Source organism: Dyella flagellata (assembly GCF_030160275.1).
Classification (GTDB): domain Bacteria; phylum Pseudomonadota; class Gammaproteobacteria; order Xanthomonadales; family Rhodanobacteraceae; genus Dyella_B; species Dyella_B flagellata.
Genome location: NZ_BSOA01000002.1, coordinates 93,114 through 108,594 on the forward strand (window position 1 = coordinate 93,114; position 15,481 = coordinate 108,594).

Genomic DNA, 15,481 nt, shown 5'->3' on the forward strand with positions numbered 1-15,481 from the left:
TGGAAGCGAACCTAGAACTTCACCTTCACCCCGACGTTCCAGAAGCGGCCGATGATGCCGGCGAAGTCGTAGGTCGGGTTGTAGAAGTTGGCCGCATAGTTAAGCGGAGCAATCGGCGGCTTGCGATCGGTAACGTTGTCCACCGAGGCCGTAAGCGTGATGTGGTCGTTCAACTTGTAGCTGCCCACGAGGTTGCCGTAGGTGAACGAAGACATCGTACAGTTGCCTGCCAACGGGCCACCGTTGGGGCCTAATGCATCGAAGCATGCCGTGGTACCGGTGACGTCCTGCGCCGATTCATACTCCTTGCTGACGAAGTAGATGGTGCCCGTCAGGCTGAGCGGCCCCCATATGACGGTGTTCGCCCAGTTGCCACGAGTACGGGGCGTACCCGCACCGGAAGACAGGTTGAACGGACCTTGCGTACCTACGTAGCTCTGGATCTGTCCGGCGGAATCCTGTTTCCACTGGAAGATCTGCGTGCCCTGCAGTTCGCTGATGTACTGGATGCCATTGCTGAACGTGAAGTGCACCTGCATGTCCAGATCCACACCCGTCGTCTTCAGCCAATTGCCATTGACGTAATCGGCGCCTACGAAAATCGGACGCAGCGGCGCAGCGGGATGGGCCGGATCGGGTACATCGAAGGTCATCGTGTAGCCCGGCAATACCGTACCGTTGTTGTAATAGTTCAACAACGCAACACCCGGGTTCGCCGGCACGATCACATTGCTCTTTCTGATGTTGTAGTAGTCGATCGAGGCGTTGAACCAGCTGATCGGCTGCACCACTACACCAAAGGTGAAGCTCCGCGATTTCTCCGGCTTCAGGGCGGGATTACCGGAACTGCCTTCTTCCAGCGCATAGGGGACAGTCACGTAATTGGAGTTGCCGTGCGCTGCCAGGAACGACGCCGGGGCGCCCTGCCCCGCGACCGAATTGGCGACGAAGCCCGCACTGAAGCTGCCGGGCCCTTCACCAAACTGCGGAGCACGGAAACCCTTCGAGTAAGTGGCACGCAGCGCCACCCAATCCAGCGGCTTCCACTTCAGGCCGACCTTCGGCGAGAAGTTGTTGGCGATATGCGGGTAATGGTCGAAGCGTCCGGAAACGTCGACTTCGAGGCTTTCCAGTAGCGGCGCATCGAATTCGGAGTAAATACCGCTCACGTTGCGCTGGCCGGTAATGAAGGTGTTGCCCAGGCCTTGATAGATACCGCCCGGATTGAGCTGCTCCTGCAGTTGCGCTTCATGACGGACCTGGACACCGGCGGCGAAGCCCGTTGGGCCACCAGGCAAGTCAAACAGCTGGCGGTTTACGGACAAGTCCAGCGCATCCATGTCCGAGTGATTGGCCGCGATATCCGGTGGCGCAATCGTATTGCGGATGGCCGCACTGTTTGCCGAAGGATTGGCGAAGTTGTACGTGCCGTTTGCAATGGCGGCGAGCAACGGCTGATAGCTCAGAAAGCCCAGGTTCTCGTAGCCCATCCACACGTGGTTGCCGACCAGCGACGCTTCATAGTTCCAGTCACCGAGGGTACCTTGCAGGTCGAGTACGGCACGCAGGTTATGCGTATCGACGTTGGTTCCGCCCGGAATATCGCTGAACAAATAGTTGATGTACGCGTACTGGCCCGGGTATGGATTGGACGGGTTGCCAGGCGGCAACTGTATGTTGTCGGTGTTGTTCGGTACGCTGGATTGGATCTGCGGCGGCGTACCAAGCTCATGCACCACGGACTGGTAATAGCTCACCGCGGCATAAGCCTTGGTGGTGTCGTTGAACTTGTAAGTGAAGCGGCCATACAGGCCATCTTTGTTCGAGTACTGCTGCGCATGCCCATAGGTATAAGCGGCATCTTCTGCGCAATACGTGCCCGCGGCCGATGTCATCGCCTGCGTACCGCCGGTGCATGAACCACCTATTGGCTCGTAGGGTCCCGTGGTGGCGCCGCCTGGTGCCGGCCCGGCCGGTTGCAGAACGGCAACCGAGGAACCGTTGAAGTTCGCAGGATTGCCGATGCGCAGATCCGGACCACCCAGAGAGGTAAGGTTCGTGCTGTTGAAGGGGAAACTGCGATCACTCAACTTGATCGCCTGATCCTGCTCCCATTCCGCGCTGAAATAGGCGTTGTAGTGATCCGTGTTCAGATCACCGATACCGCCCACTAACGATGCGTGTTTGTGGAAGCCGCCACCGTGTTGGGAATTGCCGATTTCGGCCGAGCCCTCCACGCCCTGGAAGCTGGGCTTGAGGATGATGTTGACCACGCCGGCGATCGCGTCGGAGCCGTAGATCGATGAAGCACCGTCTTTCAGTACTTCAATGCGCTCGATGGCGGCCAGCGGTAGCGTCTGCAGGTCAACGAACGAACGGATGCCGTCGTCCACCAGCGGATAGCTTGCTGCACGCTTGCCATCGACCAATACCAGGGTGGAGTTCACGGTCAGGCCGCGCAGCGCGACACCCGAAGAACCCGTCGCGAAACCGGCATAGAACGCGGGTGGGATGGTGCCGCTGTTGTCAGCGGAAATCGCACGCACCACATCGGATACGTTGGTAAAACCCGTACGTGCAATGTCCTGTGCGGTAATCACCGTCACTGGCGATGGTGTTTCGGTGTCGACGCGCGGCAATGCAGAACCTGTGACGGTAATGGTCTGTAGTTGCTTGGCTTGGCCTTGCTGCTGCTGAGGCGCGGTGGCTTGGTCTTGCGGGACAGTGTTTTGTGCGAAAACCGCTCCGGTGGCAGGTGCCAACAGCAAACCTGCAAGCGCGAGCGCAAGTTGATTACGTTTCATTTGGAACCCCTCCAAGGTTTAACCGTTAGTGGTGTAACCGCTTGTGAGTAGTCCAATCGATCCGCTGGATGACAAGTTGTGTGGGAATCCCTCCAGATCCCAAGCGCGGTCTACCACACTGGGGTGTCATGGACAAGTATTTAACATCTGCAATAATTTGCGATTCTGGCGGCGCAGCAGCGCACGACGGATCGCCTGATGGATCGCACGTCCTTGCCAATCCGGGTATTTAATCGATTACACTCGCCCGGGAGTTTTACGCAATATTTTGCGTTTTCACTTAACCTTGAAGCGAAATAATGCGCTGCAACAGTCGGCTAACTTTTTGCCCGCGCAAAAATAACGGCGCGTCGAGCGACGCGCCGTTATCGGAGACAACACCGAATGCTACGTAATGCACGACGTGTTAACGCCATGCATTACGGACTCGGTTTTTAGAACTTCACCTTCACGCCGAGGTTCCAGAAGCGGCCGACAGCACCCGACTGCGAATAGGTCGGGTTGTAGTTGTTGGCAGCGTAGTTGGCCGGATCGAACGGCGCCTTGCGATCGAACGCGTTCATCAGCGAAGCGGTCACAGCGATGTGCTCGTTGATGTCGTAGCTACCGGTGAGGTCGAAGTCGTAGAACGAGCCCACGTGGCAGCTCGCCGGCAGGAACGCCGTACCGGCGCCGTTGAGGGCCAGGCAGTTGCCCGGGCCGACGCCGACGTCAAGAGCCGTTTCCTGGTAGCCGCTGGTGTAGTACAGCGTACCGGTCACGGTCACCGGACCGTACATGACGGTGTTGGACCACGAGCCCTTGGTGCGCGGCGTACCTGCGCCGGACGACAGGTTGAACGGACCCTGCGTACCGACGTAGCTCTGCACGATGCCGCCCGGCAGCGTCATCTTCCACTGGAAGATCTGCGTACCCTGCAGCTCGGAGATGTACTTCAAGCTGCCGAAGTTCCAATGGCCCTGAACATCCACATCCACGCCGGTGGTCTTGAGCGAGTTGGCATTGATGTACTCACCCGTGAGCAACGCCGGACGTGCCAGCGCAGCCGGGTGCAGCGGATCGGCCAAATCCGGCGTGATCGTCACGCCCGGCACGGTGCCACCGTTGGCAAAGTAAGCGTTGAGCGCGCTGCCAAAGTCCGGTGCGGTGATGACGTTGCTCTTGCGGATGTTGTAGTAGTCCACCGAAGCGTTCAACCAGCTCGTCGGCTGCACCACCACGCCAAAGGTGAAGTTGCTCGCCTTTTCCGGCTTGATGCTGCGATTGGCCTGGGTGTACTCGGAGATCGCGTAAGGCGACGTGCTGTAGGCATCACCGCCGTGCAGCAGGCCGAAGCTCGCCGGCGGGGTCTTGGTAACGAAACCTTGCGCGGAGCTGGAGCCGTTTTCCGCGAAGCTCGGCGCACGGAAGCCCTTCGAATACGTGCCACGGATCGCCACCCAGTCCAGCGGCTTCCACTTCAGGCCGATCTTCGGCGAGAAGTTGTTGCCCACGTCGGAGTAATGGTCGAAGCGGCCGGAAACGTCGGCTTCCAGCGATTCGAGCAGCGGCAGATCGAGTTCGCCATACATGCCGGCAACGTCGCGGCTGCCCTTGGTGGTGGCATTGCCCAGGCCCTCGAACTCGGAGTTCGGGTTGAGGGTCGGGTCGTTCTGCGCTTCGTGGCGAACCGACGCACCCACAGCCAGGCCGGCCGGGCCGCCCGGCAGGTCGAACAGGCTGCGGCTGGCGTTGAAGTCCAGCGAATCCAGGTCGGAAGTGGAGGTCTTGTCATAACCAGGTGCGAGCGACGCGCGCACGGCGGAAGAATTCGCCGACGGATTGGCGAAGTTGTAGCTGCCGTTGTTGATCGAGTTGATCAGCGCCTGGTAGTTGATGTAACCGAACTGGTTCGAATCAAGCGAGGTGTGGTTGATGACCGCGGTGGTGTTGTAGTTCCAGTCACCGATGATGCCCTGGACGCCGCCCACCAAACGCATGTTGTGATTGGTGTAGTTGGTGCCACGCGGGATATCGCCGAAGGCGTAGTTGATCGGCGCCGGCGCAGCGAACGGGTTGGACGGGTTACCCACCGGCAACGTGATGTTGTTGGTGTTGACCGGAATGGTGTTCTGGATCTGTTCCGGCGTCAGGACCGTCAAGGTCTTGTCCTGCATGTAGCTCGCAGAAATATAGGCCTTGGTGGTGTCGTTGAGCTTTACCGTGAAACGACCGTAGATGCCGCCCTGCTCCATGCTCGGCTGGATCTGGGTGTACTGGTTGACCAGGCTCTGGTAGCAGTAGCTGCCGGGGTTAGCCGGATCGTTGTTGACGAGCGTGGTGTTCGGCGTGCAGCCACGCAGCGGCTGCACCAGGCCGGTGGCCGGATTGGTGATCGAGCCGACCGTGGAGCCGGTGAAGTTGGACGGCGTTTCCGGATTCGGGCCACCGATCGAGCTGAGGTTGTCGGTGTTGTAGGGGAAGCCGCGCTGACGCGTCCAGATCGGGTTGTCCTTCTCGTACTGCACGCTGACGTAGGCGTTGTGGCCGTCCTTCTCCAGGTCGCCACCGCCGATCATGAAGGTGGCCTTCTTGGTGAAGCCGCCGCCATGCTGCGAGTTGCCGATGTCGGCCGTGCCCTCGATGCCCTTGAAGCTGGGACGCAGGATGATGTTGACCACGCCGGCGATCGCATCGGCGCCGTACAGCGACGAAGCGCCGTCCTTCAGCACTTCGATGCGCTCGACCGCAGCGATCGGAATGGTGTTGAGGTCGACGAAGGAACGCTGGCCGTCATCGGACAGCCCATAGCTGGCAGCGCGCTGGCCATCGATCAGCACCAGGGTGGAGTTCACGGTCAGGCCGCGCAGCGCCACGCCCGAAGAACCAGCCGCAAAACCGCCGGTGAAAGCGTTGGGGATCGAGCCGGAGTTGTCCGCGGAGATGGAGCGAACGACATCGGAAATGGTGGTGAAACCGCTGCGCGCGATCTGCTGCGCCGAAATCACGGTCACCGGCGAGGGCGTTTCCGTATCGACGCGCGGCAGAGCCGAACCCGTCACGGTGATGGTCTGCAACTGCTTGGTGTTCTGGCCTTGGTCGGCAGCAGGGGCGTTTTGCGCGAAAGCAGTGCCCGCAACCGGGGCAAACAACAGGCCCGCCAACGCGAGCGCAAGCTTATTACGAGTCATTTTTCATACCCTCCGAGGTACAACTGATTGTGATTCGCCCAACTAGGGGATGTTGCGGGTAGGGGAAAGTTGGGCGTGTGGGGACACAGCGGCGGAGTCTTCCACAGACTCAATCAATCAGACAAGTCCTTAACATCACGTAATATCTTGCGATGACGTAGTACCTGAGGTCGGAACGCTAATTCCGCATTGCACAAGGACTTATGGGAAATCCAACGTCCTCCTAGCGTTATGAACCTGTTGGTCTCTTAGTCGGACTTTCCTGAGCCACGTGGTCCTAGCCTTAACGGCCGTCAACGACCCGTCAGATCCAAGGTAGGGACGCAAGAAAAAACGACGCGCCGATGACCCGGCGCGCCGTTTGGCTTTACTTACAGAGCTAGCGCGAACTCAGAAGAACTTGTATTTCGCCCCCACCGTGAAGTAACGGCCGATCGCGCCGCTGGAGTCCAGCGGGTTGTAGTTCATCGCGCCGTAGGTCACCGGGTCCAGCGGGGCGATTTCGTCGGTGACATTCTGGATCGAGCCGAACACTTCGAAGTTGTCGGCGAAGCGATAACGGGCCGACAGGTCCAGCGTGGTGAACGATGGGATACGGCAATGCGCCGGTGCGTCCGTACCGTCGGCAAACGCGCTGTTGCACGCTGCCCCCGCCTGGGGCACGTTCTTGAACGCGCTGCGATAGTTCACGATCGCGCCGAGCGAGAAGTTGCGGAAATCCCAGTCGGCACTGAGCTGCGCACGGTGACGCGGCGTGCCGATGCAGTTGGTGGTATCGCAGTTGCCGTGAGTACCCGCGTACTGCACGGTGCCGCTGGCGTCCTGGCGCGCATACGAGATCAGACGCGTCGCATTCAAGTCAAAATTCAACAGGCCGTACGTGCCCAGGTCGAAGCGTTGCGTGAAGTCCATATCGATGCCGCGCACCGACGTCGCCGCGGAGTTGATGTAGGTGCCTTCCGCCGCCAGCAAGGTACCGCTGTTGGGAATACCCGGCAGATTGTTATCCGAACGGATCACATTGCCCGCTGCGATCGCCGAAGCAGCCGTGCTCTGGTTGATTTCGTCGGTGCGACGGATACGCCAGTAGTCGACGGTCAGCGAGGTATTGGCCGACGGCGCTAGCACGAAGCCTCCGGTATAACTACGCGAACGCTCCGGCTTCAGATGGGCATTGGGCAGCGTGATGATGCCGATGGTTTCCAGGCAGTCGATCTGCGAGGCTCCCGGCAACGGCTTGCCGCCAGGACAACGCACTGGATCGGAGGCATTGGTGAACGCGGCCAGGTGACCATTGGTCTCGGCCGGATTCGGCGCACGGAAACCGCCCGCGAACGAACCACGCAACGCCAGCCAAGGAGTCACCGACCATTTCACGCCGAACTTCGGCGTGACGGCCGTGGCGCCTTCCTTGTAGCTGTCCACTCGGCCCGCCGCAGAAAGCTCCAGATTGCTGAGCACCGGCGCATCCAATTCAAAGTAACCGGCGGCTACGGATTGCGCACCCTTATAGGAGGAGTAACCCAGGCCGATGACATCGCCCTGATCGGTATACGAGGTCGGAGTGAGCGACACGGCCGTGCGGCGGTATTCGGTACCAAGCGCCAAGCCCAGCGGACCGCCCGGCAAATCGAACAAGGTGCGCGTCACTTTCGCATCGATCGAGTCGAGCTGGCTGCTGGCCGTGGCATGCAACGTCGGCGAGATGTAGCCATAGATGCCCGGGTTGTTGAGACCCGCGTTCGCGCCGATGCGCCAATAGCCGAACGGGCTGTTGGGATTGGTGAGTGCATCACGCACCGCGCTGTAGCGCAGATAGCCCCAACGTGAGCTGGTGAGGTCGGTGCCCGAATGCATGTACGCGGCATCGTAATCCCACTCGCCCCAGTTGCCCTTCACGCCGACCAGGAAGCGGTAGAAATCATTGTCCGTACGCGTTACCCGCGGACCCACGTCCCAAGAGGTATAGCGCAGACGCGCCGACGATCCTTGATACGGATTGTCCGGATCCGCCGGCCCCAGTACCACGGCGCCCGCACCACTGCTCGCATTCATCGCGCCGCCCGGATAGCCCCACGCGCCGGACACGCCCGAGGGCGTGGTCTGGAACTTCGACACCTTGTTGGAGTAACCGAATTCGCTATACAGCTGCGTGCTGTCGGTAACCTTGAAGGTGCCGCGCACAAACAGGCTGACCGAACGATCGCTGGGCGTGATCCAGCGGTACTTCGCCGTATCCCATAAGCAGCCGCCACCGCCGCCGGCCTGCGAGATGTTGGAGAATTGTGCGCAACCGGGCAGCGAATGATAGAGAAGCGTGTTCGGATCGCGCACCGCACCCGTCTGCGAGCTGCCGGCAGCCGTGCCACCACTGGTGATCGCGCCGCCAAGGAACTGGCTGCCGGTCGCGCTGTAGCCCCACGGGCGCAGGTCGCCGGTACCGATCCACTTGCGATCGCTGCGATCGGTGGCGAGGATCGCATCGTCCTTCATGCCTTCGATGTCGAACAGGATGTTGTAGCGGTCCTTGTTGAGGTCGCCAGTACCGGCAGTCAGCGACGCCTTGTAGCGATTGCCGTCGCCATTTCCGGAAACGCCCGCCGAAACCTTCGCCACCGCACCGGTGAAGTCGGTCTTCAAGATGATGTTCACCACGCCGGCGATGGCGTCGGAACCATAGATGGCCGAAGCGCCATCCTTCAGCACTTCGATGCGCTCCACCGCTTCCATCGGAATGGTGCTGAGGTCGGTGAACACTTTCTGGCCGTCATCGGCCAGGCCGAACGACGCCATGCGGCGGCCGTTGAGCAGCACCAGCGTGGAGCCGGCGCCCAGGCCTCGCAGCGAAACGCCGGTGGCGCCACTGGCAAAGCCGTTACCGAAGGTGGATGGAATGGAGCCGGCGCCATCGGAGGTGAGGCGCTGCAGGTAATCGGCCACCGTCGGCAGGCCACTCGCCTGCAGATCCTTGGCGGTGATCACCTGCACCGGCGAAGCGGTTTCCAGGTCGGTGCGCGGAATGCTGGAACCGGTCACCACCACTTTCTCCAGCGTCTTGCTGGACGGCGATGAATCCTGCGCGTTGGCCGCGAACGCGAAACCCGCGCTACCTGCAAACAAGGTCAAGACAATGGCGTCGCGCAGCCGTGTCGTTCTGAAACGCATATTAGGTACTCCCTCTTTATCAGCAGCAGATGTGGGGGATGGGTAGGGCTCTGCTGACTCCCCGCGCATTTATTTACATCGCAAGAAAATGCGCTTAGAGGGATAGTAACCAGGTTTCGCAAGAAATTAACAGCGCCCCGCGCGCCAGAGGGCGGAACGAAAGGCCTCTTGGGGCCAGAAAGTCTCTCCAAGCCATTGAATATAATCGAAATCAGGCAGAAGCCCTGACTTATGTGCGGGCGCAATATTTTGCGCCGCTAGACGCCCGGTTCGGACGGAAACTGGATGGGTTCGAAGAAGTCACACCCCAGGCTGCACGAGCATGCCGCCCAACTGGGTAGGCTGGGATGCCAATCCCAGCATGCTTGTGCTCTATACATAGCGATGCTGGGATTGGCATCCCAGCCTACTCAGATCGCGTTAGACCGCAGCTACTGCTTTTGCCGTTGCACTCGCCAGCATGCTGGCAATGCTTCTGCCGGCCTCACGGCCGTCATACACCGCGCGCACGACCAAGTCCGCACCACGGACGTTGTCGCCGCCGGCAAAAATTTTCGGGTGGCTGGTCTGATGCGGCAGCCGGCCGTGGGCACCGGTCACCACCTTCCCGGAACGGGCCAGTTCCACACCGTGCCCCGCCAACCAATCCGGCGGGCTTGGCAGGAAGCCGAACGACTGGATTACCACGTCCGCGACGATCTCTGATTCGGTACCAGGAACGTTCTGCGGTCGCGGACGGCCATCGCCGCTATCCACCAGTTGCGTTTCCACCACACGCACGCCGCGCACTTGGCCGTTGCCGTTGTCGAGAATGGCCACCGGCTGGCGGTGGAAAAGGAAGCTGACGCCTTCTTCGCGGCTGTAGTTCACCTCGCGGGCGGAACCGGGCATGCTCGCTTCGTCGCGACGATACACGCAGGTCACGGATGCGGCGCCGAGACGTATCGCGGTGCGGTTGCAGTCCATGCCGGTATCGCCACCGCCCAGCACCACGACATGCTTGCCTTGGAAGTCGAACACGGACGCCGGCTCGTCACGCAGCAATCGCTCGGTATTGGCAATCAGGAACGGCAACGCGTCGTGCACGCCCAGCAACTCGCGTCCGGGCAGGTGGCCGTCGACGAAAGTGTAGGCACCGGTGCCAACGAAGACAGCATCGTATTCTTCGAGCAGGGCGCCGAATTCCACATCACGACCTACTTCCCTGCCGAGCAGAAAGCGCACGCCCATGCCTTCAAGCACTTCGCGACGCGTGCGCACCACACCCTTGTCCAGCTTGAACGGAGGAATGCCGAAAGTGAGCAGGCCGCCGATTTCGCGCTGACGATCATAGACGTCCACGGCAATGCCTTCACGACGCAGGCGATCGGCACAGGCAAGGCCGGCAGGGCCCGCACCAATCACCGCTACGCGATGGCCGGTTTCGCGCACCTTGGAAAGATCCGGGCGCCAGCCCTGGCGCAAGGCTTCGTCGGTTACCCAGCGCTCGATGCTACCGATGGTCACCGCGCCGAATTCGGTCTGCTCCAGCGTGCAGGCACCTTCGCACAGGCGGTCCTGCGGACACACGCGCCCGCAGATTTCCGGCAGCGGGTTGGTTTCGTGCATCAGCGTGGCCGCTTCCAGGATGCGCCCCTGCTGCACCAGCTTCAGCCAGTTGGGAATGTAGTTGTGCACCGGGCAAGCGTGCTCGCAATACGGGTTGCCGCAATCGATGCAGCGTTCCGCTTGCGTAGCTGCCTGCGGCGAGGCGAAGTCGCCGCCGATTTCACCATAGCCCAGCACGCGCACCGCGACGGGGACGGTGCGCGGCGGCTGCCGTGGCACGTCGAGGAATTGGAATAGCTTCGCGCTCATGCCGCCCTCCGCAGTTCTTCGGCCAGCACGGCGAGGCTCGCGGCTTTGGGTTTCACCAGCCAGAATTTGTATTGCAGGCCGCGGAAGTCGCGCAGGATCTGCCGCCCCCAATCGCTGCCGGTCAATTCAACGTGGCGGGTCACCAGTTTCCGCAGGTGCTGCATGTAGTTTTCCATCCCCTCGGGTGAGATACGCAGGATGTCGACCAGCTCATGGTTGTAGCAGTCGACGAAATCACGCTCGATGTCGAGTACGTAGGCAAAGCCGCCGGTCATGCCGGCGCCGAAGTTGAGGCCAACCTTGCCGAGCACGGCAACCACGCCGCCGGTCATGTATTCGCAGCAGTGATCGCCTGCGCCTTCCACCACGGCAATGGCGCCGGAATTGCGCACGGCGAAACGCTCGCCTGCGCGGCCCGCTGCGTAGAGTTCGCCATCGGTGGCGCCATACAAACAGGTGTTGCCGATGATCGACGCGTCCTGGCTGGCATAGGGAGCATCCGCCGGCGGACGCACCACGATGCGTCCACCCGCCATGCCCTTGCCGACACCGTCGTTGGCTTCACCGATCAATTCGATGTGCACGCCGCCGGCGTTCCACGCACCCAGGCTCTGGCCGGCCGCGCCCTCCAGCTTCAGTTCGATCGGATGACTGTCCATGCCGTGGTCGCCATGCCGCCGCGCTACCTCGCCCGACAAACGCGCGCCGATCGCGCGATCGGTATTCGCAATGCGATAGGAGAAGGTCCCGCCAGCCTGGCGGGCCACCGCTGTAGCGGTGTCGGCTGCAATGCGCGCGGCAAGTTCGGCTTCGTCACGCATCGGGTTGCGTGGCAACGCGCAGGCGAAATCACTGCTTGCGCTCAAGCCCGTACCGTCGATCAGCGGCGTGAGATCGAGCTTGTGCTGCACTGGCGTGACGCCTTCCAACTGCTCCAGCAGATCGGTGCGCCCCACGATCTCGCCCAGCGAGCGCACGCCAAGCTGCGCCAGGTGCGCACGCACGTCTTGAGCGACGAAGCTGAAGTAGTTCATCACCATCTCGGGCAGGCCGATGAAGTGATCCTTGCGCAGCACCGGGTGCTGGGTTGCCACTCCGGTGGCGCAGTTATTCAAGTGGCAGATGCGCAGGTACTTGCAGCCCAACGCCACCATCGGGCCGGTGCCGAAACCGAAGCTTTCCGCGCCCAGCAGCGCGGCCTTCACCACATCCAGGCCGGTCTTCAAGCCGCCATCGGTCTGCAGGCGTACGCGGCCGCGCAGGTCATTGCGGCGCAGGGTTTGCTGCGTTTCGGCCAAGCCTAGCTCCCACGGCGTGCCGGCATACTTGATGGAAGTGAGCGGGCTTGCGCCGGTGCCGCCGTCGTGGCCGCTGACGGTGATCAAGTCGGCACCGGCTTTCACCACGCCTGCTGCGACCGTCCCAACGCCTGCATGCGAGACCAGCTTCACCGAAATCAGGGCGTCCGGATTCACTTCCTTCAGGTCGTGGATCAGTTCGGCCAGGTCCTCGATGGAATAGATGTCGTGATGCGGCGGCGGCGAGATCAGGCCGATGCCGGGCTTGGCATAGCGCAAGCGGGCGATGGTGGCGTCCACTTTGTGGCCCGGCAGCTGTCCGCCTTCGCCGGGCTTGGCGCCCTGCGCGATCTTGATCTGCAGCACTTCGGCATTCACCAGGTAGGCCGGAGTGACGCCAAAGCGGCCGGAAGCCACTTGCTTGATCTTCGATGCACGCTCCGTGCCGTAGCGCGCGGGGTCTTCCCCGCCTTCGCCGGAGTTGCTGCGCGCGCCCAGGCGATTCATCGCGATCGCGAGCGCTTCGTGTGCTTCGGGCGACAGCGCACCCAAGGACATGCCGGCGGAATCGAAGCGCTTGAGGATCGTGTCGACCGGCTCGACTTCCTCCAGCGGAATCGGCGAGGACGACGGCTTCAGGCCCAGCAGATCGCGCAAGGCGGAGGGCGGGCGGTGATCGACGTGGTCTGCATATTCGCGGTAGTCGCGCATATTGCCGGTGCGCACCGCCTTCTGCAGACTGGCGATAACGTCGGGGTTGTACATGTGGTACTCGCCGCCGTGCACGTATTTATACAGTCCGCCTGCTCGCAGCGACTGCGCCTGGTTCCAGGCTTCCGCCGCCAGCAGGCGCTGTTCTTGCTCCAGGTCGGCGAAGCTCGCACCACCGATGCGCGAGGGCGTTCCCGGGAAGCACAGCTCCACCACCTCCGGCGCCAGGCCCAAGATTTCGAACAGCTGCGCACCGCGATAACCGGCAATGGTGGAGATGCCCATTTTCGACAGGATCTTCAACAGTCCCTTGCGGATGCCACGGCGATAGCTGCGGCCGATTTCCAGCCGGTCGCCTTCAATATGGCCTTCGCGGCCCAGCTCGAACAGGCTCTGGTAGGCCAGCCACGGATAGATCGCGGTGGCACCGTAGCCGATCAGGCAGGCGAATTGATGCGGATCGCGCGGCGTGGCGGTCTCCACGATGATGTTGCAATCGCAGCGCAGGCCTTCGTCGATCAGGTGCGCATGCACCGCGCCGGTCGCCAGCAACGAATGAATCGGCAGCCGATCGCGCTGCGGATAGCGGTCGCTGAGGAACACCAGCGCACATCCATTGCGCACCACCTGCGCTACCTCACGGCACAGGCGGCGCAAGGCCTCTTCCAGCCCCTCTTCCGGCGCATACATCAGGTCGAAGCGCGGGGCGTTGGCGTATTGCGGCATCGCCACCAACTGGCGCAGCTTGCGCTGCGAAAGCACCGGCGAGTTGATCAGCAGTTGCTTGGCGTTCTCGGGCTTGAGGTCGAAGACATTGCCTTCGGGACCGATCTGGGTCACCAGCGACATCACCAGCTTTTCGCGCAACGGATCGATCGGCGGATTGGTCACCTGGGCAAAGGCCTGGCGGAAGCGATCGAACAGGGGACGCAGCTGACGCGACATTGCGGCAATCGGCGTGTCGTCGCCCATCGAGCCGGTGGCTTCGGCTTCCAGCTCGGCAATCACCTTCAGCACGGTCTCGCGCTCTTCGCGCGAGAGGCCGTAGAGCTTTTGATAACAGTGCAATTCATCCGTCGGCAGCGGCTCGGCGGCCAGCGACGGATCGATCAGGTCCGATTCCAGGTAGCTCACGCCGGCGCGCAGCCAGTCTCGATAGGGCGCACGCTTGCGGTTGATTTCGTCGATGTCGGCGTCGCACAGCAGGCGACGGGACTGAAAGTCCACCGCGATCATCTCGCCTGGGGCGAGGCGGCCCTTGGCGATCACGCGCGCGCTGGGTACATCCCACAGGCCGGCTTCGGAAGCAACGATCAGATGGTTGTCGTCCGACAAGGCCCAACGCGCGGGACGCAGGCCATTGCGGTCGAGCGTGCACACGGCGTAGCGGCCATCGCACATCACCAGTCCCGCCGGGCCATCCCAAGGCTCGCTATGCAGTGCGTAGTATTCGTAGAAGGCAGCCAGGTCTTCGTCGATGCCTTCGCGTGCGGCGAACGCCGGCGGCACCAGCACGCGCATGGCGGCGAGCATGTCCAGCCCGCCGGCAAGCAGCAACTCCAGCGCGTTGTCGAGGCTTTCCGAATCCGAGCCGCTTTGGCGTACGAATGGGCCGATGTCGGAGAGATCCACCTGCGGCGAGCGCCACACCTGTGCGCGCGTCTGCATCCAGCGGCGATTGGCGCGGATGGTGTTGATCTCGCCATTGTGCGCCAGCAAGCGGAATGGCTGCGCCAGGCGCCACTGTGGCGTCGTGTTGGTGGAGAAGCGCTGATGGAACACGACGGCGTCAGCGGCCAGCGCAGGATGGCGCAGATCGTCGAACACGTCGCGCAGGCGTCCCGGCGCCGCCATCGCCTTGTAGCCGATCACCTGGGAGGAAAGCGACACCACATAGAACTGCGCGTCGTTGGCCAGCGCGTGCTCGGCACGGCGGCGCGCACGGAACAGCGCGCGTTCGAAGCCGGCATCGCCCATGTCGTCCGCAGCGTTGACGAAGATCTGCCGCACCAGCGGCTTGGCCGCGGAGGCAATCGGACCGCAGGCTTCCGCATTCACCGCCACATCGCGCCAGCCGGCTACATGCAGGCGCTCTTCCGATACATAGCGCTCAAGTGTCCTGGCCGCCTCGCAATCCGCCGACTCAAGAAAGACCAGGCCCGCGGCAAAGCGCTCGCCCAGTGGGATGCCTGCTTGCACGGCCAGTGCACGCAGCCACGAATGCGGATGATGAATCAGCACGCCGCAGCCGTCGCCGGTAACACCGTCGGCATTCACGCCGCCGCGGTGGGAAAGTTTGGCCAGTGCCGCGAACGCCGTATCGACTACCCATTTGCTGGCACGGCCGTCGATCTGGGCGACCAGACCAAAGCCGCAGCTATCGTGTTCAAAACTGGGGTCGTACAACCGCGGTGACACCGACGACATGTTTGCTATTCCTCCCGGCTCGCTAGGGCGCAAAAAGCCTGCCGCTCTG

General features: G+C 62.0%; 5 protein-coding genes. All 5 read right to left on the minus strand.

Annotated elements, in window-relative coordinates; translation table 11 throughout:
* Positions 1 to 11: 11 nt before the first annotated feature.
* Entirely contained in the window at positions 12 to 2,804 is a 2,793-nt protein-coding gene (locus QQJ96_RS00765) for a TonB-dependent receptor (RefSeq protein WP_284329982.1), read from the minus strand.
* Positions 2,805 to 3,238: 434 nt separating this feature from the next.
* On the minus strand, positions 3,239 to 5,974 hold the full coding sequence (locus QQJ96_RS00770) for a TonB-dependent receptor (RefSeq protein WP_284329984.1): 2,736 nt from the start codon (positions 5,972 to 5,974) through the stop codon (positions 3,239 to 3,241).
* A 390-nt stretch (positions 5,975 to 6,364) separates the two neighbouring features.
* The gene (locus QQJ96_RS00775) at positions 6,365 to 9,139 is read right to left on the minus strand and encodes a TonB-dependent receptor (RefSeq protein WP_284329985.1); all 2,775 of its coding nucleotides are present in this window, start codon (positions 9,137 to 9,139) and stop codon (positions 6,365 to 6,367) included.
* 420 nt (positions 9,140 to 9,559) lie between these two features.
* On the minus strand, positions 9,560 to 10,996 hold the full coding sequence (locus QQJ96_RS00780) for an FAD-dependent oxidoreductase (RefSeq protein ID WP_284329986.1): 1,437 nt from the start codon (positions 10,994 to 10,996) through the stop codon (positions 9,560 to 9,562).
* Positions 10,993 to 15,432: a glutamate synthase large subunit gene (gene gltB / locus QQJ96_RS00785; RefSeq protein WP_284329987.1), complete on the minus strand. Its 4,440-nt coding sequence runs from the start codon at positions 15,430 to 15,432 to the stop codon at positions 10,993 to 10,995. The genes QQJ96_RS00780 and gltB overlap by 4 nt, the downstream gene beginning before the upstream one ends.
* Between the last annotated feature and the right edge of the window lie 49 nt (positions 15,433 to 15,481).

Bases quoted from the DNA above. Each gene is read 5' to 3' on its own strand.
- gltB (WP_284329987.1), bottom strand. From the start codon at position 15,432: ATGTCGTCGGTGTCACCGCGGTTGTACGACCCCAGTTTTGAACACGAT.
- QQJ96_RS00780 (WP_284329986.1), bottom strand. From the start codon at position 10,996: ATGAGCGCGAAGCTATTCCAATTCCTCGACGTGCCACGGCAGCCGCCG.
- QQJ96_RS00765 (WP_284329982.1), bottom strand. From the start codon at position 2,804: ATGAAACGTAATCAACTTGCGCTCGCGCTTGCAGGTTTGCTGTTGGCA.
- QQJ96_RS00775 (WP_284329985.1), bottom strand. From the start codon at position 9,139: ATGCGTTTCAGAACGACACGGCTGCGCGACGCCATTGTCTTGACCTTG.
- QQJ96_RS00770 (WP_284329984.1), bottom strand. From the start codon at position 5,974: ATGACTCGTAATAAGCTTGCGCTCGCGTTGGCGGGCCTGTTGTTTGCC.